Source organism: Burkholderia sp. Ax-1719 (assembly GCF_011753055.1).
GTDB lineage: Bacteria > Pseudomonadota > Gammaproteobacteria > Burkholderiales > Burkholderiaceae > Paraburkholderia.
Map to the genome: position 1 here is coordinate 76,100 of NZ_VWWJ01000017.1, position 25,510 is coordinate 101,609.

Genomic DNA, 25,510 nt, shown 5'->3' on the forward strand with positions numbered 1-25,510 from the left:
GGAGATCCAATGTCCAATTCATCGTTCAGGCACGTGGCCTGGTGCGTCCCGGCGTTGCTCGCCGTATTGGCCGGGTGTGCGACGGAAGCGTCGCGAACCTTGCCCGTTCCGCAGGTGGCAGTGGCTTCCACACCCTACGCGGGCAAGCCGGTGGCCGTAGCGGTCGGTAAATTCGACAACCGGTCAAGCTACATGCGCGGCATTTTCACCGACGGCGTTGATCGTCTGGGCAGTCAGTCGAAGACCATTCTCATCACGTCGCTGCAGCAGAGCGGCCGCTTTAACGTGCTCGATCGCGACAACCTCGATGAAATCCGCCAGGAAGCGGGCCTAACGAAGCAGGCGCAGGCGCTCAAGGGTGCGCGCTTCGTGCTAACCGGCGACGTCACCGAATTTGGCCGCAAGGAAGTCGGCGACCAGCAGCTGTTCGGCATTCTCGGCAGCGGCAAGAGCCAGGTCGCGTACGCCAAGGTCAGCGTGAACGTGGTGGACACGATCACCTCCGAAGTCGTGCTGTCCGCCCAGGGCGCTGGCGAATACAGCCTGTCGAGCCGCGAGGTGATTGGTTTTGGTGGTACCCAGGGCTACGACTCGACGCTCAACGGCAAGGTGCTCGACATGGCGATTCAGGAAGCGGTCAACCGTCTTGCCGAACGCGTTGATCGCGGCGCGCTTGGCGCCGTCGCCGTCCCTGTGCAGCCATGAGCGTCACCGCACGTCACGTTACGACACGCAAAGAGACTCCATCCATGAAACACCGATCGAACCGCATTCGCGCGGCGGCGCTCGTCTGCCTCACCGTTGCGGTGGGCGCGCTGACGGGCGGCTGCGCCACGCAATCCGCGCCGCCGCTGTACGGCTGGGACGGCTATCAACAGCAGGTCTACGACTATCTGCAAGGCAAATCGACTCCTGAAACGCAGATCGACGCGCTCGAAAAGAGCCAGCAGCAGATGCGCAGCCAGGGTCAGCACATACCGCCCGGCTTCAACGCGCATCTCGGCGCGCTCTACGCGAGCCAGGGCAAGGCTGCGCAGGCCCAGCAGGCCTTGCTGGCCGAAAAGGAAACCTTTCCCGAGTCGTCCACTTACATGGACTTTTTGCTGAAGAACCTCAAGAAATAGGAGCGTGTATGTCGATCTATTCCACACTCCGCGCGGCGCTCGTTGTAGCGATGTCCGCCGTGCTGGCTGCGTGCGCGGGCGCGCCGAAGCACGATACCGACTACACCGCGTTGCGCGCAGCCAGGCCGAAGTCGATCGTGGTGTTGCCGCCGCTGAACGAAACCACTGACGTGAACGCCACGAACGGCATGCTTTCGCAGATGACGATGCCGTTGGCGGAAGCCGGTTACTACGTGCTGCCGGTTGCCGAAGTCGCCGAGACGTTCCGCCAGAACGGACTGACCACGCCCGCCGACATCCAGGATGTCTCGCCGGCCAAGCTGCGTCAGATCTTCGGTGCGGATGCCGTGCTTTACACGAAGGTGACGCAGTACGGCTCGGTTTATCAGGTGGTGGATGCCAACACGTATGTGTCGGCGTCCGCGAAACTCGTCAATCTCGCAAACGGCGACACGCTTTGGCAAGGCATGGCGAGCGCGAGCGGCAAGGAGCTCGGCAACGCGTCGGTCGGCGGCAGTTTGATCGTCGCACTGGTGCAGGCGGCGGTGAAACAGGTCGCGCACTCGTTGAGCGACGAAAGCCAGAAGGTGGCCGGACTGACGAGCCGCAAACTGTTGTCGGCGGGACAGCCGGATGGCTTGCTGTATGGTCCGCGTTCGCCGAAATACGGCACCGACTGAAGCGGCTCGTAACGATCAGAACGCAACAGGCCGCGGCGTGCCGCGGCCTTTTTACGTCTGCGCAGATTTCAGCCGTGTTCCCCACCACACCGCGCTAGCAGCCGCTCCAGCGCGCGGTCCGGCATGCCGCTCTCGCGCAGTGCTTCCACGGTGCGGCGCACGTAGTCTAGCGTAGTGCCGTAGCGCCCGCTCGCGCAGCCAAACACCGTGCGCACGGTGTCTTCGCCGAGCTTGCCGGTGTAGGTGGCCGCGTCCCGCCGCATAACGAAAGCGAGCGCCGAAACGCGCCGGCCGTCCGCGAGCACGCAGGGCAGCCAGGCCGGGCGATACGAACCCATCGGCATTTCGCGACGCCACAGCGCTTCCATATGCGGCATCACTCCAACGGCTGAGAGGCGAAATGCCACGCCCGCGCATGAGCCGCCGCGATCAAGCGCCAGCACGAGGCCCGGTTGTTCGGGCGTGCCGCGGTTCACACGCGACCAGAGATACAGCCCGCGATGGTAGCCATGCACGCGCGAGCGCACGTTCTCGACGGTCGGCAGACCGGGATTCCAGATCAGCGAGCCATAGCCGAATAGCCAGATATCGCTCTTGCCGTCCCATTGCTGGAGCGTGCAGTCGAGCGAGGCGCGCAGTTCGTCTTCGGTGAGGAGTTTCGATTCGCCGAGAAACGGCGGATAGCCCGGACAAGGCGCTGGACCCGGCGCCGCGCTCTCCACCAACTCCTCAATTTCAGAGCAGTTCACTTCACCAGAAACGTTCGCGCGCTTGTCGTTCCGCTTGTCGTTCATATTCGGGCTGGGCAGGAGAGCGGGGCGGATCGTGCGATCGCGCCCTTACTTGTACGGATCGGGAAAGCCGAGCGAGGCGAGGACTTCGGTTTCGATGCCTTCCATCTCTTCCGCTTCGGCGTCGTCCTCGTGGTCGTAGCCTTGCGCGTGCAGCGCGCCGTGCACCAGCAGATGCGCGTAATGCGACGACAGCGGCTTGCCCTGCTCGGCGGCTTCCTTCGCCACCACCGGGCAGCAGAGGATCAGATCGCCGGTGACGGGATCGTCCTCGCTCTGCGCGTAGGCGAAGGTGAGGACGTTGGTGGCGTAGTCCTTGCCGCGATAGGTGCGGTTGAGCGTGCGGCCTTCTTCGGCGTCGACGAAGCGCACGGTCAGTTCCGCATCCGCGAAAAGCGCCGCCTTGATCCACGCGGCCAGCGTTGCGCGGGGCAGCGCGGCCTTGTGTTCAGGAAACGCCTTCGCGGCGGGGAACTGCACGTTCAGTTTGAGTTTCGGTGCGCGTGCCATGGTGTGCTTTCGGCTCAAGAGCGCGTTAGCGCGCGTCCGCCGCGTTGCCGTCCTTCTTCGCGTGCGCGTCGTAGGCTTCGACGATACGTGCAACCAGCGGATGGCGCACCACGTCCGCGCTCGTGAAGTGCGTGACGGCGATGCCGCGCACGTTATTGAGCACGTGTTGCGCCTCGATCAGGCCGCTCTTGTGGCCGCGCGGCAAGTCGATCTGCGTGGTGTCGCCCGTCACGACCGCCTTCGAACCAAAGCCAATACGCGTGAGGAACATTTTCATCTGCTCGGGCGTGGTGTTCTGCGCCTCGTCCAGGATGATGAACGCGTGATTGAGCGTGCGGCCGCGCATATAGGCGAGCGGCGCGATTTCGATCATCTGGCGCTCGAACATCTTCGCCGTCTTGTCGAAACCGAGCAGGTCGTACAGCGCGTCGTAGAGCGGGCGCAGATACGGATCGACCTTCTGCGACAGATCGCCGGGCAGGAAGCCCAGACGCTCGCCCGCTTCAACAGCCGGACGCGTGAGCACGATGCGCTTGACCTGATCGCGCTCCAGCGCGTCGACGGCGCAGGCCACCGCGAGATAGGTCTTGCCCGTGCCCGCCGGCCCGATGCCGAAGGTCACATCATGCGAAATGATCTGCTTGAGGTACTCGCGCTGCGCGGGCGTGCGGCCGCGCAGGTCGGCGCGACGCGTGTAAAGCTTCGGGCCTTGTTCCTCGATGTCGATATCGAGGCCAGCCGGCTCGTCGAACGGATGATCGGGATCGCCGCGAAAACGCGGATCGATTTCCGTTTCACCGTTGCCATTGCCGTTGCCGCCGTTGCTACCCATCGCCGCCGGATGACGCGCTTCCACCAGCGCGAGCTGGATATCGTCCACGGACAGCGGATCGCGCGCCTTGTTGTAGAAGTTTTCGAGCGCGGCGAGCGCGAGCTTCGCGCCGCGGCCGCGGATCGTGATGCGATGGCCGCGGCGCGCGAGCGTGACGTCGAGCGCCTGCTCGATTTGCCGCAGATTCTCGTCGAGCGGACCGCAGAGGTTGGCCAGGCGCGCGTTGTCTTCGCGCGGCGCGGTGAATTCCAGATGCTGCTGATTCGGCTTCAAGGTGTCTCTGAACTCCCGTGTTCCGTGGATCTTGGGTTTGCCTGATGCGTTGCTTAGTGCGAAACGGCGGCGTTGCCTTCGTGCGCCATCAGCAATTCGCCGCGCAGCGAGTGCGGGTACGCGTGATTGATCTTCACATCAATCATCTGGCCGATCAGGCGGGCGTGCGAAGCGAGCGGCGCCGGGAAGTTCACCACACGGTTGTTTTCCGTGCGGCCCGACAGTTCGCTCGGGTCCTTGCGCGACGGGCCTTCGACCAGAATGCGCTCGACCTTGCCGACCATCGACGCGCTGATGCGCTGCACGTTCTCTTCAATCGTGGCCTGCAGATGCTGCAGGCGCTTGAGCTTCACTTCGCGCGGCGTGTCGTCTTCCAGATTCGCGGCGGGCGTACCCGGGCGCGGGCTGTAGATGAACGAGAAGCTGGTGTCGTAGCTCATGTCTTCGACGAGCTTCATGGTCTTTTCGAAGTCTTCTTCCGTCTCGCCGGGGAAGCCGACGATGATGTCCGTCGACAGCGACAGGTCCGGACGGATCGCGCGCAGCTTGCGGATCACCGACTTGTATTCGAGCACCGTGTAGCCGCGCTTCATCGCCATCAGCACGCGGTCCGAACCGTGCTGCACCGGCAGGTGCAGGTGGCTCACGAGCTTGGGCACCTTGGCGTAGGCGTCGATCAGGCGCTGCGTGAATTCCTTCGGGTGCGAAGTGGTGTAGCGGATGCGCTCGATGCCAGGGATTTCCGCGACGTATTCGATCAGCGTGGCGAAGTCGGCCACGTCGGTCGCGCCTTGCGTCAGCGCGCCCAGATAGGCGTTCACGTTCTGACCGAGCAGCGTGACTTCACGCACGCCCTGGTCGGCGAGACCCGCGACTTCCGTCAGCACGTCATCCAGCGGACGCGAGACTTCTTCGCCGCGCGTGTAGGGCACGACGCAGTAGCTGCAGTACTTCGAGCAGCCTTCCATGATCGAGACGAACGCGCTCGGGCCTTCCACGCGCGCGGGCGGCAGATGGTCGAACTTTTCGATTTCGGGGAAGGTGATGTCGACCTGCGCGCGGCCCGAGGCGCGGCGCGCGTCGATCATCTGCGGCAGGCGGTGCAGGGTTTGCGGGCCGAACACCAGATCCACGTACGGTGCGCGTTGCACGATGGCCGCGCCTTCCTGGCTCGCCACGCAGCCGCCCACGCCGATCAGTAGGTTCGGGTTTGCTTCCTTCAGTTCGCGCACGCGGCCGAGCTCGGAGAAGACTTTTTCCTGGGCCTTTTCGCGCACCGAGCAGGTGTTGAACAGAATCACGTCCGCATCTTCGGGCGTGTCGGTCTTCACGAGTCCTTCAGCCGCGCCGAGTACGTCGACCATCTTGTCGGAGTCGTACTCGTTCATCTGGCAGCCATAGGTCTTTACATAAACTTTCTTGGTCATCGGGTTTCGCCGTTCGCAGTGGTTCACCTGGGGGCGTCGTCCGGTTGATGCACGAAATGCACGTCGGGACTACGGTGAAAAATGAGGGCTGAAGCAGGTGGCCTCGCCGCGAAGGCTGGGGGCGCACGGTGGGGCGGTTCGCTGGCGGCGTTTTGCTGATGCGTTTGAGGACGCTTTTGCGTTCTTTTTGCCGCGGGTTTGCTACACGAACCATCGTTCAGCTGAATCCGACATTATAGCCTTATGCGTTCACGGCTTTGCGACGCCGCGCGCGGGGTGTGGCGTGGTCTGCCACAGCCTTTGCATCGTCCGCCGCGCCTGATTTCGGCTCGCAGCAGGGCACCAGCGAATCGAGTTCGTCCGCCGTCTGCGCGAAGCGCTCGGTCAGAAAGTCCAGCAGCGCCCGCACGCGCGGCGCCAGATAGCGGTTGCGGTGATAGATCGCGTGCACGGGCTGTTCGGCGTAGCGCCACTCCGGCATGACGATCTGCAGCCGTCCCGCGCGCAGATCGTCGGCCACGTCCCAGATCGATTTCACCGATAGTCCATAGCCGCACAGCGTCCACTGGCGCACGACCTCGCCATCCGAGCTTTCCAGCGCGTTTTCAAGCGGCACGACGTAGGTTTGCGTCGCGGTGTGCGTCCCGCCGCCGCGCGTGAAGCGCCACTCGTTCACGGGCCCCGCCGGCGAGCCGATCACGATGCAATCGAAGCGGGCCAGATCGGCGGGCTCGCGCGGCTCGCCGTGCTGCGCGAGGTAGCCGGGCGCGGCGCACAGCACGCGCGGGTTCGGCGCGAGCCGCCGCGCGATCAGCGAACTGTCCGCCGGCGTGCCGAAGCGGATCGCCAGATCGATATCTTCCTGCAGGAGATTCGAGATCGAATCGGTGAGGGTGAGCGCGAACCGCACCTCGGGATAGCGCGCGCGGAATTCATCGAGCCACTTCATCAGCAGATTGCGGCCGAAGTCGGAAGTCGCCGAAATCCGCACCTTGCCGCGCACGGCGTTCTGACCCTCCTGCAGCGCGGCCTTGGCGTCGTCGAGCGAGCGCAGCGCGTGCTCGCTGCAGGTGAGATAGCTGCGGCCTTCGTCGGTGAGCCGCAGCTGGCGGGTCGTGCGGTCGAACAGGCGCGCACGCAATTCGGCTTCGAGCCGCGCGAGGCGGGCGCTGGCCGCGGCGGGCGTGAGGCCCAGCTTGCGCCCCGCCGCCGAGAGGCTGCCAAGCCGCGCCGCTTCCACGAAAAGCCGCACGTCGCCGAGATTGTCCATACGCGATGATTATTCGATAACGATTGAAAATGCTTCAAATGCTACGCCAATTATCAAAAAGGCGTGCAGCGCCGACAATGCGCGTGTTTTCTGGATTTTGCTCATGTTTTTGCTCATTTCAAGGTCCGCTGGAGCCGCCATGCAACTCGATCACGTCACGCTCGTCACGCCCGATCTGGAAGGCGCGCGGCGCTTTTTCTGCGAGATCGCCGGGCTGGAAAACGGCCCGCGTCCGCCGTTTTCGGTCGGCGGCTACTGGCTCTACGCCGATGGGCGGCCGGTGGTCCATCTGGTCGAATCGACCGCGCCCGGCGCGCGGCCCGCTCGCGTCACGCCGCGTTTCGATCACGTGGCGTTTCGCGTCGCGCCCGGCGACGAGTGGCAGGCGCTGCTCGCGCGCCTCGCAACGCACGACGTGCCGTACCAGAACGCGGACGTGCCCCTGAGCGGCGAGCGCCAGTTGTTCGTGGCGCTGGCGCCCGGCGTCGTCGTCGAGTTCGTGACCTCGGCGGCCTGAAACCCCGCACCTCATCTCAACACCTCAGGCCATCAGGAGAATGTCGATGCCTATCCCCTTGCTTGCGCTGGCGATCAGCGCCTTTGCCATCGGCACCACCGAGTTCCTCATCATGGGCCTGTTGCCCGACGTCGCGCGCGATCTGGGCGTGACGATTCCCGCCGCCGGTCTGCTGGTGAGCGGCTACGCGCTGGGCGTGGCCGTGGGCGCGCCGGTGCTCGCCGTGCTCACCAGCCGCATGCCGCGCAAGCTCGCGCTGCAACTGCTGATGGGCGTGTTCATCGTCGGCAACGTGATGTGCGCGGTCGCCGATAACTACTCGCTGCTGATGGTCGCACGCGTCGTGGCCTCGTTTGCGCACGGCTCGTTCTTCGGCATCGGCGCGGTGGTGGCGGCCTCGCTCGTGCCGCAGGAAAAGCGCGCGTCGGCGATTGCGCTGATGTTCACCGGCCTCACGCTCGCCACGGTGCTGGGCGTGCCGTTCGGCACGGCGATTGGCCAGCAGTTCGGCTGGCGCGTGGCGTTCTGGATCGTGAGCGCGCTCGGCGTGATTTCGCTGATCGGCGTAACCGTGCTGGTGCCGAACAAACATGACAGCGGCCCGGTGAGCCTCGGTCACGAAGTGCGCGTGCTGCGCGATCCGCAGGTGTGGATGGCGCTTGGCATGACGGTGCTGGGTTTTGGCGGCGTATTCGTGGTGTTCACCTATATCGCGCCGATTCTCGAACAGGTGAGCGGCTTCTCGCCGCGCGGCGTCACGCTGATGCTGGTGCTGTTCGGCGTGGGGCTGACATTGGGCAACACGCTGGGCGGCAAGCTGGCGGACCGCGCGCTGATGCCTTCGCTGATGGGCATACTCGTCGCGCTGGCCGTGGTCATGGCGATCTTCACGAAGACCAGCCATTCGAGCGTGGCCGCTGCGATCACGCTGTTCGTGTGGGGCATCGCCGCGTTCGCCACCGTGCCGCCGCTGCAGATGCGCGTGGTGGCGAAGGCCGCCGCCGCGCCCAATCTCGCCTCGACGCTCAATATCGGCGCGTTCAACATGGGCAATGCGCTGGGCGCGTGGCTGGGCGGTCTGGCGATCGAGCGCGGCGTGGCGCTCGACGCGCTGCCGTGGGTGGCGGCCGGGGTGGCGATTGCGGCGCTCGTGCTGACGTGGTTGGCGGCGCGGCTGGATGCGCGTGGTACGCCCGCTACCCATACGGTCAACGTGGCCGTGCAGCAGGACGCCTGCTGAAGCGCCCGCGCATATCGTCAGGATGCGAAAGCATTCCCGAAATCGCGCTCTGCAATGCTGATATCAGTGTGAAGATAACTTCGTTGGGCGCGGCGGGGCGCGATGCTAGTCTTGCCTCCATTCAAGCTCTAGCGCCAATAACGGCGCGCCTGGGAGGCAGCCATGCATTCACCGCTCGCGCTCGTGAGGGACGCGCAAACCGATCGATCGACTGTGCATCGCAGTACTACACATCGGAGTTCGGATTCGCAGCATTCGCAACAGGATCTCGCTGACGATGTGTCTTTGCAGACGTCCGCTCAGGGCGTCGACACGCCGGGCGTCGATACGCCGGGCGCAGCGCGCGGCGAAGGCCCGTTCGACGCACTCGAATATCTGGTCGGCGTGAATCTCGCCCGCCTGCGCGCCGAACGTCAGCTTTCGCTCGACGCCCTGGCCCGCGCTTCGGGCGTTTCGCGTGCCATGCTTGCGCAGGTCGAATCGGCGCGCAGCGTGCCGTCGATCAAGGTGCTGTGCAAGGTGGCAGCGGCGCTCAAGGTTTCGGTATCGGCGTTCCTGCGCCGCCATGCCGTGAGCGGCTTCGAGCATCTGCCCGCCGATCGCGCCGCGCGCCGCGTGAGCGCCGATGGCCGCTACTCGGCGCGTGCGCTCTATCCCGAAGACGGCCCGGCTACCGCCGAATTCCACGAACTGCGCATTGCGCCGCTGCACACCGAGCCCGGCACCCGCCGCGCGCCGGGCACCACGGTCAATCTGGTGGTGAGCGAAGGCACGCTGGAAGTGAGCGTGCACGACCGCCGCCAGTTGCTGGCGACCGGCGACGCCATCGTGTTCGACGCCGATCAGCCGCATAGCCTGCGCAATCCCGGCGACACCGAAGCGCGTGTGTTTCGCGTCACGCTGAACGCCGAAACGCCGCCGCGCTGGGATGTGCCGCAAGGCGCGCAAGGCGTGGGCACGCCCGGCAGCAGCGAAGCGCTGGCCGCGCAGCAGCCGGCATGACGTCAGTGCAAAACGGTTTGGTGCAGTGCACAAGCGATTTGTCTACTGGTTTTTTACCGCGCTGCACGATTGCGCGGCCTGTTGTATCCTTTGCCCGCCGGTTAATTGAGATATCAATCCGGTGATCAGTGCGTCTTCAGGGCGGGGTGAAATTCCCCACCGGCGGTAAGCCGGCCGCGCCGAAAGGCAAGGTCAGCAAGCCCGCGAGCGCCCGCGTGAAGTTGTGTGCGGGGTCAGCAGATCTGGTGCGATGCCAGAGCCGACGGTCATAGTCCGGATGGAAGAAGATGTGCAGATGGTCATGTTTGCCCATCCGCCGCGGCTTTCCGGCCTGCGCGCGTGTTGTCGTCGATTGGCGTTGTGGAGCCGATTTTCGAAATACGTGGCGTGCGCCGGACGACGCGCGACGGGGATTCCTGTCTGTTTGCAATGCCCTGAAACGTTTTTCGCCCAACTCTCGCGAGGAGCGTTTCACATGTCCTTTATCAGCAATGCTGTTTCCGCCGATGCGCCGTTCGACGCCATCGACGATCTTCCCCTGCTCGAAACCGAAGCCGTTCCGCCGCGCATCGCCGCCGCGCTGCAAGCCATGCGCGAAGGCCGCCCCGTGGTGCTGCAGGACGACCACGATCGCGAAGACGAAGCCGATCTCGTCTGCGCCGCTCAAAACCTGACCAACGAGACGATGGCGCTGTTCATCCGCGAATGCAGCGGCATCGTCTGCCTGTGTCTGTCGGACGAGAAAGTGCGCGCGCTCGAACTGCCGCCGATGGTCTCGCACAACGAAAGCCGCAACCGCACCGCCTTCACGGTGTCGATCGAGGCGCGCGACGGCGTGAGCACGGGCGTGTCGGCGGCCGACCGCGTGACGACGATCCGCGCCGCCATCGCCGCCGACGCGAAGCCGGAGCACATCGTGCGTCCCGGCCACGTGTTCCCGCTGCGCGCGCAGCCGGGCGGCGTGCTCACGCGCCGCGGCCACACCGAAGGCACGGTCGATCTGGCCGCGCTGGCGGGTCTGGAACCGGCCGGCGTGCTCTGCGAACTGATGAACCCGGACGGCACGATGGCGCGCGGCCAGCAGGTCGACGACTTCGCGAAGCTGCACAACCTGCCGATGCTGACGATCGCCGAGCTGGTCGAATTCCGCGAATCGCTGGCGCTGGCCCGCGAGCGTAACGCCGAGCTGGTGTAACCCCTCAGCGCATCGACAGACGAAAACGGCGCGTGCGGCCTGTATGGCCCACGCGCCGTTTTAGTTTTCAGGCGATCTTGCGTATTACGACTGCACGTCGCCGAACTCGCCGCGCACGCCGGCCTCCACCAGCGCGGGCAATTCGTCCATGTGTTCCATGATCCGCGTGATGCCCATTTCGCGCAGCACGTCGGCATAACCCGACGGGATGTGGCTCGCGCCCACGAAGGCGATGGTCTTCATGCCCGCCGCGCGCGCGGCGTTCAGCCCCGAAATGCTGTCTTCAACCACCAGACAACGCGACGGCTCGACGCCAAGCGTCTGCGCCGCATGCAGATAGACATCCGGATAAGGCTTGGGACGCGCGACCATTTCGGCGCTAAAGACGCGCTCGCCAAAGATCGTGTCGAGCCCGGCGCGCCGCACCGAGGCGTGCACGCGCGTCAGGCGGCTGTTCGACACCACGGCGGCGGGCAGCGTCACGCGGCGCAGCGCGTCGCGCACGCCGTTGATCGGGCTCACGGATTCGGCGATGGCGACTTCGCAGTTGTGGTCGATGGTGTCGAGAAAATTCTCGGGCATCGTCAGATCGAAGCGCGAGGCGACGTCGGCGAGAAAGCGCGAGGTCTGCTGGCCGAACGCGCCGGCGACGGCGGCGCGGAAATCGACGCCGGGAAAGGTGCGGCTGAGGGTTTCGAAGATGACGTGGTCGGCAATGACTTCGCTGTCGACGAGCACGCCGTCACAGTCGCAGATGAGATGGTCGATCATGCGCAAGACGAAAAAAGCGGGGAAGCACGCGGCCGGAACCCGGCGGCGAGCCCGCGTGGGCCGGCAAGGCGGGACGTTGAAGGCCTAATGATACGTGCTTTTGCGGGCGCGGCGGCGGCTTGGGAGCCTGGCGGTTCGGCCTGACCTGGGCGCCGGGCGATGCGACAATGAGCCATCCATTGAACAACGGGGATTGCGATGCGTGGACTTGCGGTGATCGGCGCGGCGGTGCTGATGGCGGGCGTGACGGGCGTGGTGGGCATGACGGCCGGATGCGCGAATACGTCGGGGCTGGTCGGTGGATGGCGTGCGCCGGCCTTCGCCGATCTGCAGCAGATGTGCGGCGCCGGGCAGCGCGATTACGGCGCGGACACGCACGCGGTCTATTCGGCGGTCTATGACGCGTATGTCGCGAACCGCCACGGCAAGCTGACGCAGGATCAGTTCTGCGGTTTCCAGGCGGGTCTTGCACAGCACTACTCCGCGCCGGGCGGCGACGCGCAGGCGCGTAATGCGTGGATCACCTATCTCAATGCGCAGCGTGCGCAGGCTGTGACGTGGCGCGCGTCGGCAGACCCGACTCTGCGCGGCGGGTGATCAAGCGATGAGCGAATTTTGAGCGAGCGCGAGAGCGCACTCACTGCGGGAAAAAAATGGTCACGCGGGCATGAAGCGCGCGGGTCCGCGTGACCATGCACTGCAGGCGCGAACGTCTACAGCCGTGCGCCTGCATCGGGGATGGGCTCGACACCGCGTTCTGACAGACGATCCCGGCGTCCGTGCAGGTCGAGAGAATTCAGCAAACAGCAATCGTCGATGAGTAGCGGACAAATCGGACAGGTCGCCCGATTCAGGAGCACCGTTTAATCGCGCGCAACGCAGAGTCGCCGATTTCGGTCAGTCGCCATTGCTGGAGGCCGGAGGCGAGGCGTTCCAGTTGGACGAGCTGGTGTTCGAGGAGGGCGTCCAGTTCTTCGCGTTCCATGTCGATCTGGTTGGGCGCGTCCTTCACTAGCAGCAGGGTGGCGAATTCATGCGGACTCAGCATCTTTCTCTCCGTGTTGCCGCATCAGAGGTCAACGAACGCGGCCGGGCTGGGGCGGCGTGCTGACAGTCATGCGGTGGGCGTGCGTGAAAGCCTGCGACGGCGCGATGCGCGTGCCGGATGGGCGGACCGTTTGCAGTGGTTGTTTCCTGTCGTTTGCTGTCGTGCATCATCACCATGGCAAGGCGAAGTGACGAAGCAGCGACGAATCAACCGAAATAACAAAACGGCATCCAGCCTGGATCGGCGCCGGGGAACTGCAGTGTAGGCAAACGCGCTGCGTTGTACAAACCACACCCCAAAAATATTCCATTTGACAATCGCTGCCTCCCGCGGCGGTCGAGGCGTGCGCGCAGATCCTTGATTTCACTTGAAGTTCGTGCCGCGACGCAAGAATGCGCAATGGTTCGCGCCGTCTCGTGAGGGCAGGTTCGATGCGATGCGCCATGCGTCGTTGCCGATGTTCATCGACGCGTACGTCATGCTTCGCGAGCATCGAAAGCGCGGGGTGCACATCGTCAAGGCGCAAATGTGGAAGGATTCCTCAGTTATGCGTTTTGGTGCGACATCGGCTTAACGCCAGCTTTCAGGCGCGCAGATTGCGCAGGATTGCAAACTGATGCGCGCCTGCAGCCGTCGGGCATAGCGCGAAACGTGACCCCGAAGCGATTGAAAGGCCGCTCGAAATCCGCTGTCCAAAGCAGATTGCATAAGTCTGGCTACCCGCTCACGAGGGGCTTACAGGTCGAACCTTCCCGGAACTGTGGGGATCGGGATCGGTCTGTGCTCTCAGACTGCAGCTTTGCGAAACAGCAGCTAAGATGAAGTAAAAAGGGCTGGTACCTTTCGCTACGCGGCCTGGGCGCAAGACCGGGTGGCGAGGACCGGTGCAGCATGGGCCGATACCGCTTTGGGAGCACGACACAATGCGCAATGAAAACGAGCCAGGTCATGTGATGCCTTGGCGCATCGAAGACATCGACCTCACGCGGATCGACCGCAAGCGTGCCGCCGCCAACGAAGACCTGATGGTGCTGTTGTGCGCCTCATCGTTTATCGAAAGCGGCTCGGATCTGTACACGAGCAATCTGAGCGTGTTCTTCAACGGCGATCCGGAAGTCTCCGACTGGCTCAACAACGAGTGGGAACACGAGGAGATGCAGCACGGTCGCGCGCTGAAGACCTACATCAACTACGTGTGGCCGGAATTCGACTGGGACACCGCGTTCCACAACTTCTTCGAGGAATATTCGAAGACCTGTTCGTTCGAAGAATTCGAGAAAACGCGTGCGCTGGAGATGGTCGCGCGCTGCGTGGTGGAGACGGGTACGGCCACGCTCTATCGCGCGATCGGCGAATGCTCGGACGAGCCGGTGCTCAAGGAAATTACCGACAACATCCGCAGTGACGAAGTGCGCCACTACAAGCACTTTTTCAAGTATTTCAAGAAGTACAACAAGGTGGAAGGGCAGGGTCGTCTGGCCGTGCTCGGTGCGCTGATGCGTCGCGTGATGGAGATCAAGAACGAGGACTCGGAGATCGCGCTGCGTCACGTGTTCGCCGTGCGTTATCCCGATCGCGCGAAGGATGTCGCCTATAACCGCGAGCTGACGGCGCGCGTGAACAAGCTGGTGCGGCACAACCTCTCTGCGGAGATGTGCGTGAAGATGCTGCTCAAGCCGCTCGACCTGCCCGCGCGCATCCAGCCGAGCGTGCATTACCCGCTCACGAAGATCACGCAGCACGTGTTTTTCCGCTGATCTTTCCGCTGGTTTTTCAGCGCCGATCAAGAGATCAAAACAAAAGGCCCGCTAACTAGCGGGCCTTTGTTCATCTGGCTGACGTGCTGTCGTGCAGCTTAACGATCGCGCTGACCGTTGCCGTCGCGACGCGAGCCGCCCGGACGGCCGCCGAGCAGGGCGCCGGGGTTCGACTGCGGCTTGCGCTGCGGACGGCCCAGTGCGCTCTCGTGCGACACGCCGCGCTGGCTTTCGCGGCGCGTGTGCTCGCCACGGTTGCCCTGGTTTGCGCCGGGGTTGGCGCCGTGGTTCGCTGCGCCTTGCTGCTTCACCGGCTTGGCGGTGCGGATGCCGTTCGACGCGGGCTTGGCGGCGCGCTGGCCACCGTTGCCGCCATTGCCACCGTTACCACCACTACCAGCCGAAGCGCGATTGCCGTCACGGCCACCCTCGCGGCCGCCTTCACGGTTCCCGCCACGCGACTCGCCGCGACCCTGCGCAGGCTTCGCGCCGCCACCGTTGCCACCTTGCGAGGCACCGCGCCCCTGGCCTTGCTGCTGGCCGCGTCCCTGACCTTGCTGCTGACCACGGCCTTGCGGCTGGCCACGACGCTGGATCGGTTCCGGCTTGGCGTTCGGATCCGGCTCGAAGCCCGGAATGACTTCCTGCGGCACCGGACGCTTGATGAGGCGCTCGATATCCTTGAGCAGCTGGTGTTCGTCGACGCAAACGAGCGACACCGCTTCGCCCGTCGCACCCGCGCGGCCCGTGCGGCCGATGCGGTGCACGTAGTCTTCCGGCACGTTCGGCAGATCGAAGTTGACCACGTGCGGCAGTTGATCGATGTCGATGCCGCGCGCGGCGATGTCGGTTGCCACCAGCACCTGCAGCGTGCCGTCCTTGAACTCGCTCAGGGCGCGCGTACGCGCCGACTGGCTCTTGTTGCCGTGGATCGCCAGCGCGCTGATGTCGTCCTTCGTCAGCTGTTCGGCCAGACGGTTCGCGCCGTGCTTGGTGCGCGTGAACACCAGCACCTGGAACCAGTTGTGCTGGCGGATCAGATGCGTGAGCAGTTCGCGCTTGCGATCGCGATCGACCGGGTAGACCTTCTGCGCCACGGTTTCCGCCGTGGTGTTGCGGCGCGCGACTTCGATCAGCGCGGGCGAGTCGAGCAGGCTGTCGGCGAGCGCCTTGATTTCGTCGGCGAAAGTAGCCGAGAACAGCAGGTTCTGGCGCTTGGGCGGCAGCTTGGCGAGCACGCGCTTGATGTCGTGGATGAAGCCCATGTCGAGCATGCGGTCGGCTTCGTCGAGCACGAGGATTTCGAGCTGCGAGAGGTCGATCGTCTTTTGCTGCATGTGGTCGAGCAGACGGCCGGGCGTGGCCACCACGATATCGACGCCGCGCTTGAGCGCGTCGATCTGCGGATTGATGCCAACACCGCCGAACATCACCGTCGACTTGATCTTCAGGTACTTGCCGTAGGCGCGCACGCTTTCTTCCACCTGGGCGGCGAGCTCGCGCGTGGGCGTGAGGATCAGCGCGCGCACGACGCGCTTGCCGCTGGCGTGGGGCGCCATGTCGGTCAGGCGTTGCAGGATCGGCAGCGTGAAGCCGGCGGTCTTGCCGGTGCCGGTCTGCGCGCCGGCGAGCAGGTCGCCGCCGCCGAGCACGGCCGGAATAGCTTGCGTCTGGATGGGCGTGGGCGTGGTGTAGCCCAGTTCGTTGACAGCGCGGACCAGCGGTTCGGACAAGCCGAGAGAATCAAAAGACATAAACACCTGTTGTATTGCAGTATCGCGGGCGGCGGGCGCAGCCGTCATCCGGCGCGCTGCACGGCGCGGCTTGCTGTCTACGCAAACCCGGCGCGCGCATCCGCTCGCGTTTTTTCGGACGGCGCGCCAGTGCGCGCGCCGCTTGTCGACGCTCCCGGGGAGCATCGGCTGGCATAGGGTTGCATCGCACGGCAGCGGACACTGCGGCCGCCGCGCGATGGGCTTCGTGTGGATTCCCGGGGGACGTTTCCCGAGGCGACGCGTCAGGCGACGTAGCCCGCGACGCTCACGAATTGACAGACGCTCCCGGCGAGCACGAACAGATGCCAGATTCCATGTCCGTGCCGGATGCGTTCGTCATTGACGAAAAAATAAATGCCGACGCTGTAGATGATGCCGCCGGCCAGCAACCACGCGGTGCCGGCGGGCGGCAGCGTGCTGATGAGCGGTTTGACCGCGACCAGCGCGAGCCAGCCCATCACCACGTACAGCACCATCGACAACATTCGCGTTCGGCGCCCGAGCGTAAGCTCCTGCACAATGCCGAGCGCGGCAAGCCCCCAGCTCACGCCGAAGAGCGACCAGCCCCACGGCCCGCGCAGCGTAACGAGCGAGAACGGAGTATAGCTGCCCGCGATCAGCAGATAGATCGCGGCATGATCGCACTTCTGCAGCACGGCCTTGATGCGCGGACCGCGCACACCGTGATACAGCGTGGAAATCGTGTACAGCGCGCACAGCATCGCGCCATAGACGGCGAAGCTCACGACCTTGTACGCGTCGTGATCGAGCGCGCCGAGCGTCACGAGCGAAACCAGCCCCGCGATCGACAACATTGCGCCCACGAGGTGAGTAATGCTGTTCAGACGCTCACCAGCGTGCATGACGACAACTCCTTGTTCTTCTTGCCCCGTGGCGTCGGCATGTCGATCCCGGTCGTCATGCCGATCCGGCACCGGAAACGCAGCAAACCCGCTTTGCCGTGGCTTCCGTGCGCCTGTCGCGCCGTGCTTAAAAAACTGTTCGTTCAACTGTTCTGGGCGTTTTATAGCTAAAAATCGCCCGAAAACTGCCTGAAAACACACCTGGACCGCTAAATAGCGAAGGGCGCAGCCGACGGCGTTTTGCCGGCTGCGCCCTTATCAGGCAAGCATCACTATAGCAGGGCGAACCCTAGTCGAGCGGCGCGGAGCGCAGATCGGCCACCTGCTGTGGAGACACCGGCGTGCCCTTGTTGCCCCACGACATGCGAATAAAGGTCACGACCGCTGCCACTTCCTGATTCGACAGCGCTTGCGCGAACGGCGGCATGCCATACGGGCGCGGATTGCCCTGCGTGCTGGGCGGATAGCCGCCATTGAGCACCATGCGGATCGGATTCACAGCCGAGTGCATCTGGATCGACTGGTTGTTCGCGAGCGGCGGGAAATTCGGCGGCATGCCGAGGCCGTTCTCCGCGTGACACTTTGCACACTGGTCATGGTAGATCTTCTGACCTTGCTGTAAGAGTTCGCCGCCGAACGTATCCGAGGTTTCCATCTGCATGTTCTCGGGCGCTTCCTTCTTCTGCGGAATCGTCTTGAGATAGGTCGCCATCGCCTGGATGTCGTCGTCGGAGACGTATTGCAGACTGTTGTGGATCACGTCCGCCATCGGGCCGAATACCGCGCCGCGCTCGGACACGCCAGTCTTGAGCAGGCTCGCAATGTCCTTCATGTCCCAGTCGCCCAGACCGCCTTCGCTCGACGTGAGCGAGGGCGCGTACCAGTTCTGCAGCGGAATCAGCCCGCCCGCGAACGCCGAGGAATTCACCGGCGCGCCCATCATGTTGATCGACGTATGGCACATGCCGCAGTGGCCCAGCCCTTCGACCAGATACGCGCCGCGGTTCCACTCGACCGACTTGGTGGGATCGGGCTTGTACTCGCCTTCACGGAAGAACAGCGTGCGCCAGCCGATCAGCAGATTGCGGTTGTTGAACGGGAATTTCAGCTCGTGCGGACGGCTCGGCACGTTCACCGGCGGCACCGAGCGCAGATAGGCGTAGATCGCGTCTGAATCCGCGCGTGAGACCTTCGTGTAGCTCGTGAACGGGAAGGCCGGATAGAGCAGGCTGCCGTCCTTCGAGCGGCCCGTGTGCATGGCGCGGTAGAAGTCGTCGGCGCTCCATTTGCCGATGCCGGCTTTGTCGTCGGGCGTGATGTTCGGCGTGTAGAGCGTGCCGAACGGCGTCGCCATCGGCAGGCCGCCCGCGAAGATCTTGCCGCCGCGCACCGTGTGGCAGGCGATACAGTCGCCGGCGCGGGCGAGATACTCGCCCTTCTTGATGAGATCGGACTGATCGGCGGGCGTGGCCGCTTGCGCCGAGCTGTTGTGCAGATAGGTGTTGCCGGTCCACAGCACGGGCACGAGCGCCGCGGCGGCGGCGAACACGACTGCGGACAGGGCGAACAGGGACTTGCGGTTCATATGGCTGTCTCCCCCGGCGCGTTATTGCGGTTCGCTGCCGCAGGCAAGCGGCGTCTTCAACGAGCCAGCCGCTGCCGGCACGGGATTTTGCGGCGCATTTTGCGTCGAGAGCCAGGCCGCCACCGCGTTCACATCGTCGTCGGTGAGGCGTGTGGCGATCTCGTGCATGCAGTCGGGCGCCTTGGCATGACGCGAACCCGAACGCCATGCGCCGATCTGCGCGCTCATGTAGTCCGCATGCAGCCCGACCAGCCCCGGAATCGCCGGCTCCATGCCGGTGAGCTTGCCGCCGTGACAGGCGACGCACGCGGGCACCTGCCGCGCCGCATCGCCGTGCATCACGATGGCCTCGCCGCGCGCGAGCACGCTGTCGCCGACGTTCGGCTTCGCAGGCGGGGGATAGGGCGGCCGCTGCTGCGAGAAGTACGTGGCGATCTCGTGCAGATATTCGTCGGAGAGATAGGTGACCAGGTAATTCATCGGAGGGTACTTGCGGCGCCCGTCACGAAAATTCATCAACTGGTTGTAGAGATACTCGGCGGGTTTGCCGGCCAGGCGCGGGAAGTAGTCGTTGTCCGTTCCCTGGCCGTGCGAGCCGTGACAGGCGGTGCAGCCCTGCACGCGCGATTCGATCGTGTCGGGGGCTTTCGGTTGCGGGGTCTGTGCGGACGCTGCGCTGAAGATTCCGGTCGTGCCGAATAGCAGTGCGGCTCCCAGCGGCGCGACGAGGGCAATGAGCGGTCGGAGGATACGTCTTGGGGACACGCGTGACTCCATTCTTTATCGTGGACCTGACCAGGCTTCGTGCGGCCCGGCTTGAGGCTGCGCGCGATGAAAGCGAAGAGACCGTGCGCGCTGCGGCGACGCAGCCAACTTGATCATCGCGACCCGATAGAGACTTTTTGCCACAACTGCCGAGGGGCCGCCAACGCGGGCTTGCCCGAACTCGAACGCGGCGGATGGTCGCAACGACGCCGGTTATGATTCTGCACCTGTTAGCCGATCCGTGACTCGGGATTGTCCCTGCCTTTTGCGATGATTTTTCGCGTCGGCCATCCCAACTTTCGAGATAACGATGATGCCGACGTTGAACCGATCGGTGCTTCGGCTATCGAAGCAGGCGCGTCCCGAAAAGGCGCGCCGCTTGCCCTGAACCTTGCCCACGACTGCCTGGCCTGCCTGGCTGCTGAATCCTTGTTGTTTCCTTGCCACTTGTCTCGATGACTCCAATTGCACTTTCCACGCTTCCCGTTTCGATCTCGCAAGCGCGCCTTGATGAGCGCGCGTGCTGCGTTTCGCCCGCTCGATCGCGTCCATGCCTCCAGCCGCGGGAGGACGCCGCGCGATGAAAGCTGACTGGCTCTGGATCGGGCAGGTCGCGATGGCCGCCCTCGTGAATCTCGCCTATGCCTTCGCGCTGGGCTCCGCGCTATATGGCGCCTGGCTGGAGAAGGACGCCCGCAGCGCCGTCGCGCCCGCGCGCCTGGCCTGGCTGCGCGCGCAACGCTCGCTGCGTGCGGCCTCGCTCGTGCTGGTCGTCGCGCTCGCCATGTGGCTGCTGTACGAAAGCGCGTCGATCAGCGGCGAAACACTGCCGGGCGCATTCGGCGTGATCTCGACCGTGCTCACGCAGACGCACGTGGGCCATGCGTGGAGCATCGCGTTTGCCGGCGCGCTCGTGCTGCTGGCAACGGCGCTCGCATCGAACAGTCCGCTGCGTGACGGCGTGATGTGGCTGGCGATCATCGTGGTGGCGGCGGGGCGCGCGGGTCTCGGTCATGCGGCCGACGCGGGCTTCGCCTCGGCGGCGCTGGGTCTGCACACGCTGCACGTGTTGAGCGCGAGCGCCTGGAGCGGCATCGTGATGGCGGGCGGGCTGGCGGTGCTGCCCGCGCTGGGCGCATCGACGGCGCGCGGCGTGCTGATCCGCACGGCCGGGCAGGTGTCGAACGTGGCGCTGTTCGCCGTCGGCCTCGTGCTGGCGACGGGCGTGTTCAACGGCATTCGCGGCACCGGTGGCTCGATCGAGGCGCTGGAGGTCAGCACGTGGGGTCACGTACTGCTCGCCAAACTTGCGCTCGTGGCGCTGGCGCTGCTGCTAGGCGGCTTCAACCGCATGGTGGCGATGCCCGAACTGCGCCGTGCGGCCTCGACCGGCGCGGCCCGGCGCTTCGTCAACGTGCTGCATCTCGAAGCGCTCGTGATGATGGCCGTGCTGGTGGTGGCGGCCGCGCTCGCGCACAGCGTGCCGGGCTACGTGTTGCAGGGCTGAAACGTCGCCTGGAAAGCGTGGCGCTGAGCTAACGTTGCGCGCTCACGCGTCTTGCTTAAACCCAGCCGTCACTCATAGCCCAGCCGGTGGCTGAGAATCGGCGAGAAGAACAGGGCCATCGCGCAGCCGATGGCCTTGCCTTCGAGTTCCGCAAGTGCCGCCACCGACGACGGATGCGCGATCAGATCGATCAGTTGCGGCGCGCACCAGAGAATCGCCACGCCGATAAAGCTTTGTTCGAGTACCGCGATGCGCCAGCCGCGCGTGCAGGCGACGGCGGCGGCAATGATGCGCGTCAGGCCAAAGACGACGAGTGCGAGCACGGCGGCCTGTTCACGGATCAGGTAGTCCGGGAGCATGGTGTCCATGTTGTTATCCCCTGTAGCTTTTTGTGTTGGTCTCACAGGGGATTCAGCAAGGAGCAGGCCAGCGGCGCGTGTGCCGCGCCAGGCAAGGCGTACAGCGGTTTCGATGTAGCGCGAAAGCCTTATGCCACGCGGCTTCGCGCGAGAAATCGTTATGTGCGGAAACGACACAGGCCGCGAGCGCCCAGGGGCACTACGCGGCCTGCAAGCCAAAAAACGGCCTGAAACGTTACGACGCTGAAACGTGGCCCGCGAGGGCCGTCACGTAACGCCGTAACATTGCGCGGACTTTGTTGCGCGCATCACCACTCGATCACCATCCGGTCACCACTCGGCGACGCTGCCGTCCTCGTGGCGCCAGACCGGATTGCGCCAGCGGTGGCCGGTCTTCGCCATCTCGCGCACCTTCTCCTCGTTCACCTCGATACCGAGACCCGGACCCTGCGGAATCGACACGAAGCCGTCTTCATACTTGAACACTTCCGGATTCTTGATGTAGTCGAGCAGATCGTTGCCCTTGTTGTAGTGGATGCCCAGGCTCTGCTCCTGGATGAACGCGTTGTAGCTCACCGCGTCGATCTGCAGACAGGTGGCGAGCGCGATCGGCCCAAGCGGGCAGTGCAGCGCCACGGCCACGTCGTAGGCTTCGGCCATCGACGCGATCTTGCGGCATTCGGTGATACCGCCCGCGTGCGAAGCGTCCGGCTGGATGATGTCGACGAAACCGTTCGCCAGAATGTGCTTGAAGTCCCAGCGCGAGTACAGACGCTCGCCCAGCGCGATCGGCGTGCTGGTCTGGTTGACGATGTCGCGCAGCGCCTCGACGTTCTCCGAGAGCACCGGCTCCTCGATGAACATCAGCTTGTACGGATCGAGTTCCTTCGCCAGCACCTTGGCCATCGGCTTGTGCACACGGCCATGGAAGTCCACGCCGATACCCACATTCGGCCCGACCGCCTCGCGCACGGCCGCGACGTTGTCGATCACGCCCTGCACCTTGTCCCACGTATCGATGATCTGCAGCTCTTCCGAACCGTTCATCTTGACGGCCTTGAAGCCGCGATCGACCACGGCGCGCGCATTGTTCGCGACATCGCTCGGACGGTCGCCGCCAATCCACGAATAGACCTTGATCTTGTCGCGCACCTGACCGCCGAGCAGTGCGTGCACGGGCACGCCGTGATGCTTGCCCTTGATGTCCCACAAAGCCTGATCGACGCCTGCAATCGCGCTCATCGTGATCGGGCCGCCGCGATAGAAGCCCGCGCGATACATCACCTGCCAGTGGTCTTCGATCAGCAGCGGGTCCTTGCCGATGAGGTAATCGGCGAGTTCCTGCACGGCGGCCTCGACCGTGTGGGCGCGGCCTTCGACGATCGGCTCGCCCCAACCGACGATGCCTTCGTCCGTTTCGATCTTGAGAAACAGCCAGCGCGGCGGCACGACGAAGGTTTCGAGCTTGGTGATTTTCATGCGGTGTCTCCAGTTACTTGGGCGGTAGTGATCGGTAGTGACGCACATGCTACTGCAAAACTCGCGTTAAAGTGCTATTAATAGTATTATTTCGCATCGATTCCCAATATCCAGGAGAATAGCCATTCAGCGCGATCTGCACGGCACGGTGGCCTTCGAACTCGGCAGCGCGATCCTGCGCGGCGACCATGCGCCCGGCGAAATCCTGCCGCGCGAAGCCGAACTCATGGAGCGCTTCGACGTGAGCCGCACGGTGCTGCGCGAGGCGCTGCGCACGCTGACGTCGAAAGGACTCGTCGAATCGCGGCCCAAGGTGGGCACGCGCGTGCGCGAGCGCGCCGCGTGGAACCTGCTCGACGCCGATCTGCTCGACTGGTACGCGCGCGTCGCGCCGCCGCTCGCGTTCGCGCTCAAGCTCCAGGAAATGCGCGAGATGATCGAGCCGTACGCGGCGGGACTGGCCGCGAGCGCGCACGACGCCGCTGCGCTTGCGCGCATCGACGAAGCGCATAACGCGATGGCCGCCGCGCGCAATGTCGACGAATGGGTGCGCGCCGATCTGCGCTTTCATCTGGCCGTGCTGGGCGCGTGCCGCAACGAATTGCTGGTGCCGCTGGGCGTGCTGATCGGGCGCACGCTCGAAGGGCAGTTGCGCGTGAACGCAAAACGCGCCGACGTCTTCAACGCCGCGTTGCCCGACCACACCCTCGTCGCCGATGCGATTGCCCGCCGCGACGCCAGCGCCGCGCGCGACGCAATGGCCGCGCTGCTGCGCGTGACGCGCGAACGCATCGAAGGCTAGCTAGCCAGGGAATCTCCCCGACAAATCTTCCCGATCACGCTTATCGGCGAGGTGCGCGAGTTTGCTATGCTTCTGCGCGCACATCGCGTGCCGCGCCTTACGACACCGTAGGCAACGAATCCAGCGCTTTTCGCCGCTGATCCCTTTCCGCAAACGTTTGACACGAACATGAACGCACCTGGCGGCCCGCAACTCGACAACGCAACGCTCCTCGAAATCATCCGCGCGCAATCGGACATCGCGCGCCTTGGCCTCGACCTGGGCGGCGTGATGTCTTTCGTGGCGGAGCGCGCCGAATTGCTCACGGGCGCGCAGGGCGCCGTGGTCGAACTCGCCGAAGGCGACGACATGGTTTATCGCGCGGCCTCGGGCAGCGTGGCGAGCATGCTGGGTCTGCGCCTCGCGCGTGGTTCGAGTCTTTCGGGGCTGTGTGTGAGCACGGGAGAAATACTGCGCTGCGACGATTCCGAAGACGACCCGCGTGTGGATCGTGAAGCCTGCCGCCGCGCGGGACTGCGATCGATGATCGTGACGCCGCTCAAGCACATGGAAACGACGGTGGGCGTGCTGAAAGTGGTCGCGCCCGAAGTGAGCGCCTTCAGCGACGACGATATCGCGGCGCTGTCGCTCATGTCGGGGCTGATCGCGGCGGCGATGTTCCACGCTGCGCGACATGAAACCAGCGAGCTTTATATGCGCGCGACGCACGATGCGCTGACCGGCTTGCCGAACCGCGCGCTGTTCTATGACCGCCTGCGTCAATCGGTGGATCTGGCGGTGCGTTCGGCGGGCGGGCTGGGTGTGCTGAATCTCGACATGGATGGCTTGAAGCCGATCAACGACCGCTACGGCCATCGCGCCGGCGACGCGGCGATCAAGGAAACGGCGCAGCGCATCGCGAGCAGCAGCCGGCGCGTGGATACCGCGGCGCGGGTGGGCGGCGATGAGTTCGCGATGATTCTGCCGGGCATCGAAGACCGGCTCGACGCGCAGGCGTATTCGCAAAGAATTACCGACAAGGTGAGCGAGCCGTTCGAGTTCGAAGGACAGACGATCGAACTGGGTGTGAGCGTGGGGGTTGCCGTGCTGCCTGAGGATGGCGTGGACATGACCGAACTCATCGATCTCGCCGATAAGGCCATGTATGTGGCGAAGCGGGGGAGGAAGGTGGTGGGGTGAGGGGGACGTGAGGTAAAGCGAGCTGGGTTTGCGCTGAAGCGAACAAAGCTTGAATTTCACGGTTAATTTTTCCGGTGGCTGCCATCCTGATACGTGCTGCGCAATCAAGCGCCAGTCGTTCAGTGAGGAGTCAGGAAATGGCACGAGCCTCGAAGCGTCGCCCTAGTCGTCGAGCTGAAATCCTTGAGTTGATCCGGCAGCGACCTGGAGCAACCTCCGCCCAGATTGCGGAGCACCTCGGGATGGCTGATCCGGGCAGAGTCACTGCCGATATGTGGCCGCTTATCCGCAGCGGCCGCGTCTTGACCGAGCGCGTGTTGCAGGGAGCCCGTCATGTCAACGCATATTACCTACCCGATCAAATAAACGGCGATTCGGTTACGCGAGTCAATCAACGTGTCGTTGATGCGAGTGAAGTGATTGCGCCTGCTTTGGGCGTTACCGCCCAAACGAGCGTTTTCGGTGGTCCGGTCAAGAAGGCGTCGAAAAAGGCGAGACGCAAGCCTGTTGCGAGGCGAGCAGCAAATTCCGTCGGTCCGGTTGAGGCTGTTGTGAGCGGCGAGACTGGGCAGGTAGCCGCAGGTGCGGGTGCAGGGAGCGTCACCTGCGCGCTCGGCGATGGTGGCCAGCTGTTTCTGATTCGAGGCGGTCAGATTCTGGTGTCGCTAACCGAAGCGGAGGCCGCGTCGCTTCAAAAAGTTCTGATCAGGCAAAAGCTCGTGGGTTTCTTTGCGGGAATGTCTTCGGCGTAGCTAAGTG

At 64.4% G+C, this 25,510-nt stretch carries 28 protein-coding genes and 1 riboswitch; of the genes, 14 read left to right on the forward strand and 14 right to left on the reverse strand.

Features of this window, described 5'->3' with window-relative positions:
• The first annotated feature begins 9 nt into the window (after positions 1 to 9).
• Genes F3J17_RS24350 through F3J17_RS24360 form a run of 3 tightly spaced genes read left to right on the forward strand, consistent with a single transcriptional unit; the run spans position 10 to position 1,804 of the window.
• A complete protein-coding gene (locus tag F3J17_RS24350; RefSeq protein ID WP_167064979.1) occupies positions 10 to 705 on the forward strand; it encodes a CsgG/HfaB family protein in 696 nt (231 codons plus the stop codon).
• Between the two features lie 44 nt (positions 706 to 749).
• Positions 750 to 1,124, forward strand: a complete 375-nt coding sequence (locus F3J17_RS24355; protein WP_167064982.1) for a DUF4810 domain-containing protein — start codon at positions 750 to 752, stop codon at positions 1,122 to 1,124.
• Between the two features lie 8 nt (positions 1,125 to 1,132).
• A complete protein-coding gene (locus F3J17_RS24360) occupies positions 1,133 to 1,804 on the forward strand; it encodes a DUF799 domain-containing protein (protein ID WP_167064984.1) in 672 nt (223 codons plus the stop codon).
• 68 nt (positions 1,805 to 1,872) lie between these two features.
• Here the strand turns inward: F3J17_RS24360 and F3J17_RS24365 are convergent, their stop codons facing one another.
• The 5 genes from F3J17_RS24365 to F3J17_RS24385 form a co-directional block, all read right to left on the reverse strand.
• Positions 1,873 to 2,598 (reverse strand): gamma-glutamylcyclotransferase, encoded by a 726-nt coding sequence (locus F3J17_RS24365; protein ID WP_167064987.1) that lies wholly within the window; start codon positions 2,596 to 2,598, stop codon positions 1,873 to 1,875.
• Positions 2,599 to 2,643: 45 nt separating this feature from the next.
• The gene (ybeY, locus tag F3J17_RS24370) at positions 2,644 to 3,105 is read right to left on the reverse strand and encodes an rRNA maturation RNase YbeY (RefSeq protein ID WP_027817898.1); all 462 of its coding nucleotides are present in this window, start codon (positions 3,103 to 3,105) and stop codon (positions 2,644 to 2,646) included.
• A gap of 25 nt (positions 3,106 to 3,130) precedes the next feature.
• Entirely contained in the window at positions 3,131 to 4,210 is a 1,080-nt protein-coding gene (locus F3J17_RS24375; protein WP_167064990.1) for a PhoH family protein, read from the reverse strand.
• Between the two features lie 53 nt (positions 4,211 to 4,263).
• Entirely contained in the window at positions 4,264 to 5,637 is a 1,374-nt protein-coding gene (gene miaB / locus F3J17_RS24380) for a tRNA (N6-isopentenyl adenosine(37)-C2)-methylthiotransferase MiaB (RefSeq protein WP_167064993.1), read from the reverse strand.
• Between the two features lie 241 nt (positions 5,638 to 5,878).
• Positions 5,879 to 6,907, reverse strand: a complete 1,029-nt coding sequence (locus F3J17_RS24385) for a LysR family transcriptional regulator (protein ID WP_167064996.1) — start codon at positions 6,905 to 6,907, stop codon at positions 5,879 to 5,881.
• 139 nt (positions 6,908 to 7,046) lie between these two features.
• Between F3J17_RS24385 and F3J17_RS24390 the strand changes: the two genes are divergently transcribed.
• The 4 genes from F3J17_RS24390 to ribB all read left to right on the forward strand — a co-directional run bounded on the left by F3J17_RS24390 (position 7,047) and on the right by ribB (position 10,861).
• Positions 7,047 to 7,424: a VOC family protein gene (locus F3J17_RS24390; RefSeq protein ID WP_167064999.1), complete on the forward strand. Its 378-nt coding sequence runs from the start codon at positions 7,047 to 7,049 to the stop codon at positions 7,422 to 7,424.
• A 46-nt stretch (positions 7,425 to 7,470) separates the two neighbouring features.
• Complete coding sequence (locus tag F3J17_RS24395; protein WP_167065002.1) at positions 7,471 to 8,664, forward strand: MFS transporter; 1,194 nt, start codon at positions 7,471 to 7,473, stop codon at positions 8,662 to 8,664.
• A 279-nt stretch (positions 8,665 to 8,943) separates the two neighbouring features.
• Positions 8,944 to 9,666 carry an XRE family transcriptional regulator gene (locus tag F3J17_RS24400; protein WP_345891245.1) on the forward strand — a complete coding sequence of 241 codons (723 nt, stop codon included), beginning with the start codon at positions 8,944 to 8,946 and terminating at the stop codon, positions 9,664 to 9,666.
• A gap of 128 nt (positions 9,667 to 9,794) precedes the next feature.
• A riboswitch (FMN riboswitch) is annotated at positions 9,795 to 9,959 on the forward strand.
• 182 nt (positions 9,960 to 10,141) lie between these two features.
• Positions 10,142 to 10,861 carry a 3,4-dihydroxy-2-butanone-4-phosphate synthase gene (gene ribB, locus F3J17_RS24405; protein ID WP_167065005.1) on the forward strand — a complete coding sequence of 240 codons (720 nt, stop codon included), beginning with the start codon at positions 10,142 to 10,144 and terminating at the stop codon, positions 10,859 to 10,861.
• A gap of 84 nt (positions 10,862 to 10,945) precedes the next feature.
• Here ribB and F3J17_RS24410 read toward each other — a convergent pair whose 3' ends face one another.
• Positions 10,946 to 11,632 carry an HAD family hydrolase gene (locus F3J17_RS24410; protein ID WP_167065007.1) on the reverse strand — a complete coding sequence of 229 codons (687 nt, stop codon included), beginning with the start codon at positions 11,630 to 11,632 and terminating at the stop codon, positions 10,946 to 10,948.
• Positions 11,633 to 11,830: 198 nt separating this feature from the next.
• On the opposite strand from F3J17_RS24410, the gene F3J17_RS24415 reads away from it, so the two are divergent.
• Positions 11,831 to 12,229, forward strand: a complete 399-nt coding sequence (locus F3J17_RS24415; RefSeq protein WP_167065010.1) for a hypothetical protein — start codon at positions 11,831 to 11,833, stop codon at positions 12,227 to 12,229.
• A 253-nt stretch (positions 12,230 to 12,482) separates the two neighbouring features.
• Here F3J17_RS24415 and F3J17_RS24420 read toward each other — a convergent pair whose 3' ends face one another.
• Positions 12,483 to 12,680 (reverse strand): hypothetical protein, encoded by a 198-nt coding sequence (locus F3J17_RS24420; protein WP_167065013.1) that lies wholly within the window; start codon positions 12,678 to 12,680, stop codon positions 12,483 to 12,485.
• A 367-nt stretch (positions 12,681 to 13,047) separates the two neighbouring features.
• Here F3J17_RS24420 and F3J17_RS24425 point away from each other — a divergent pair, with 367 nt between their 5' ends.
• Together F3J17_RS24425 and F3J17_RS24430 are read left to right on the forward strand one after the other, a co-directional pair.
• Positions 13,048 to 13,254, forward strand: a complete 207-nt coding sequence (locus F3J17_RS24425; protein ID WP_167065016.1) for a hypothetical protein — start codon at positions 13,048 to 13,050, stop codon at positions 13,252 to 13,254.
• Positions 13,255 to 13,603: 349 nt separating this feature from the next.
• Positions 13,604 to 14,437 carry a ferritin-like domain-containing protein gene (locus tag F3J17_RS24430; RefSeq protein ID WP_167065019.1) on the forward strand — a complete coding sequence of 278 codons (834 nt, stop codon included), beginning with the start codon at positions 13,604 to 13,606 and terminating at the stop codon, positions 14,435 to 14,437.
• 98 nt (positions 14,438 to 14,535) lie between these two features.
• On the opposite strand, the gene F3J17_RS24435 is transcribed toward F3J17_RS24430, so the two are convergent.
• The 5 genes from F3J17_RS24435 to F3J17_RS24455 all read right to left on the reverse strand — a co-directional run bounded on the left by F3J17_RS24435 (position 14,536) and on the right by F3J17_RS24455 (position 19,977).
• Complete coding sequence (locus F3J17_RS24435) at positions 14,536 to 16,191, reverse strand: DEAD/DEAH box helicase (protein WP_167065022.1); 1,656 nt, start codon at positions 16,189 to 16,191, stop codon at positions 14,536 to 14,538.
• A gap of 263 nt (positions 16,192 to 16,454) precedes the next feature.
• On the reverse strand, positions 16,455 to 17,075 hold the full coding sequence (locus tag F3J17_RS24440; RefSeq protein ID WP_167065025.1) for a hemolysin III family protein: 621 nt from the start codon (positions 17,073 to 17,075) through the stop codon (positions 16,455 to 16,457).
• Between the two features lie 289 nt (positions 17,076 to 17,364).
• Entirely contained in the window at positions 17,365 to 18,660 is a 1,296-nt protein-coding gene (locus F3J17_RS24445; RefSeq protein WP_167065028.1) for a cytochrome c, read from the reverse strand.
• Between the two features lie 21 nt (positions 18,661 to 18,681).
• Positions 18,682 to 19,437, reverse strand: coding sequence for a c-type cytochrome (locus tag F3J17_RS24450; RefSeq protein ID WP_167065031.1), 756 nt, complete (start codon positions 19,435 to 19,437; stop codon positions 18,682 to 18,684).
• Positions 19,438 to 19,638: 201 nt separating this feature from the next.
• Positions 19,639 to 19,977: a hypothetical protein gene (locus F3J17_RS24455; RefSeq protein ID WP_167065034.1), complete on the reverse strand. Its 339-nt coding sequence runs from the start codon at positions 19,975 to 19,977 to the stop codon at positions 19,639 to 19,641.
• A gap of 28 nt (positions 19,978 to 20,005) precedes the next feature.
• On the opposite strand from F3J17_RS24455, the gene F3J17_RS24460 reads away from it, so the two are divergent.
• A complete protein-coding gene (locus F3J17_RS24460) occupies positions 20,006 to 20,932 on the forward strand; it encodes a CopD family protein (RefSeq protein ID WP_167065037.1) in 927 nt (308 codons plus the stop codon).
• Between the two features lie 68 nt (positions 20,933 to 21,000).
• Here F3J17_RS24460 and F3J17_RS24465 read toward each other — a convergent pair whose 3' ends face one another.
• Both F3J17_RS24465 and dgoD read right to left on the reverse strand, forming a co-directional pair.
• On the reverse strand, positions 21,001 to 21,300 hold the full coding sequence (locus F3J17_RS24465; protein ID WP_167065040.1) for a hypothetical protein: 300 nt from the start codon (positions 21,298 to 21,300) through the stop codon (positions 21,001 to 21,003).
• A 321-nt stretch (positions 21,301 to 21,621) separates the two neighbouring features.
• A complete protein-coding gene (dgoD, locus tag F3J17_RS24470; RefSeq protein WP_167065043.1) occupies positions 21,622 to 22,770 on the reverse strand; it encodes a galactonate dehydratase in 1,149 nt (382 codons plus the stop codon).
• A 148-nt stretch (positions 22,771 to 22,918) separates the two neighbouring features.
• Between dgoD and F3J17_RS24475 the strand changes: the two genes are divergently transcribed.
• From F3J17_RS24475 to F3J17_RS24485, 3 genes are all read left to right on the forward strand, one after another.
• Positions 22,919 to 23,572 carry an FCD domain-containing protein gene (locus F3J17_RS24475; protein WP_167065050.1) on the forward strand — a complete coding sequence of 218 codons (654 nt, stop codon included), beginning with the start codon at positions 22,919 to 22,921 and terminating at the stop codon, positions 23,570 to 23,572.
• A gap of 168 nt (positions 23,573 to 23,740) precedes the next feature.
• Positions 23,741 to 24,751, forward strand: a complete 1,011-nt coding sequence (locus tag F3J17_RS24480) for a sensor domain-containing diguanylate cyclase (RefSeq protein WP_167065053.1) — start codon at positions 23,741 to 23,743, stop codon at positions 24,749 to 24,751.
• Positions 24,752 to 24,993: 242 nt separating this feature from the next.
• The gene (locus tag F3J17_RS24485; RefSeq protein ID WP_167065056.1) at positions 24,994 to 25,503 is read left to right on the forward strand and encodes a hypothetical protein; all 510 of its coding nucleotides are present in this window, start codon (positions 24,994 to 24,996) and stop codon (positions 25,501 to 25,503) included.
• The last annotated feature ends 7 nt before the right edge of the window (positions 25,504 to 25,510 follow it).